The sequence below is a fragment of the Crateriforma spongiae genome (assembly GCF_012290005.1).
Taxonomy (GTDB): Bacteria; Planctomycetota; Planctomycetia; order Pirellulales; family Pirellulaceae; genus Crateriforma; species Crateriforma spongiae.
In genome coordinates this window covers 1-1230 of the sequence record NZ_JAAXMS010000029.1, presented here as the reverse complement: position 1 = coordinate 1230, position 1230 = coordinate 1, and the positions used below count along the sequence as shown (strand labels likewise).

The 1230-nt window shown below is 56.4% G+C and carries 1 protein-coding gene; it reads left to right on the top strand.

Features of this window, described 5'->3' with window-relative positions; all coding sequences use genetic code 11:
• Nucleotides 1-74: 74 nt before the first annotated feature.
• Nucleotides 75-1230, top strand: a protein-coding gene (locus tag HFP54_RS25055) for an IS3 family transposase (protein ID WP_235952382.1) whose coding sequence is annotated in 2 segments (ribosomal slippage) — nt 75-345 and nt 345-1230 — 1157 coding nt annotated over the 2 segments. Because the reading frame shifts where the segments join, the coding sequence is not laid out codon by codon here. This gene is flagged as partial in the annotation.

The window sequence follows — 1230 nt, the reverse complement described above, 5'->3', positions numbered from 1 at the left end:
TGACGTGCTCCCCAAAAACTGGTCCATGAGTTATGAGAGTGTACCGGCCAATAACGGCCAAGGAGACTCTCGAGATGAAACAAGCACGAAAGCGACGTAAGCCCGAACAGATCGTCAAGGCGATCGCCGAGGGTGAAGCCATGTTGGCCGCCGGCAAGAGCCTGGCGGAGGTGTACCAGAAGCTTGGGATTGTTGAATCGACCTGGATGCGATGGAAGAAGCAGTACGGCGGCATGAAGTCCGATGAGGCTCGACGGCTTCGCGAACTCGAAATCGAGAACCAGAAGCTCAAAGAACTGCTGGCCGAAGCAGAACTCGATAAGCGAATGCTCAAGGTGATCGCTGAGGGAAACTTCTAAGCCCGACGCGTCGCCGTGAAGCAGCCTGCAAGTTGCAGAGTTGCTTCGGCGTCTCGGAGCGTCGGGCTTGCAGAACGCTCGGCCAATCGCGAAGTAGCCAACGATACCGGCCAAACACAAAAGAAGACGAACCACGTCTGGTTGCTCGAATACTGGAACTCGTCAGCGAGTTTCCTCGCTATGGCTATCGACGCATCACTCGTCTTCTGCGGCAGGAAGGCTGGCGTGTGAACTTCAAACGAATCCACCGACTCTGGAAACAACAAGGTCTCAAGGTGCCGGTCAAAAAGGCGAAAAAGCGACGATTGGGCAACTCCGAAGGCGGCGTCATTCGTCGATCGGCCGAGTACCCCAATCACGTTTGGTCGGTGGACTTCATCTTTGATCGAACCGAAGACGGTCGCTCGTTGAAGATCCTCTCTCTGATCGACGAGTTCACTCGTGAGTGCATTGCACTGGAAGTGGGTCGAAAGTTCACCGGCGACGATTTGGTGGCGCTGTTGAGCGACTTATTCGTCAGCCGCGGCATCCCGTCGTTCATCCGCAGCGACAATGGCCCGGAGTTCATCAGCAAGGCGGTCCGCTCCTTTCTGGACTTCATTGAGGTGGGGACTTCCTACATCGAACCGGGCAGTCCCTGGCAGAACGGCTACGTCGAAAGCTTCCACAGCAGGCTTCGCGATGAGTGTTTATCGTGCGAGCTGTTCAGCTGCTTGTCCGAGGCACAGTCGATCATTGAGTCATGGCGTCAAACGTACAACCATCGACGTCCGCACAGCGGCATCGGTGGCATGGCCCCAGCGGATTTTGCTTCACAGTGGGCTACTTCCGCTTCGTTCGCTGCGCTCCCTTCGCGGAAGCAGCCCACTGT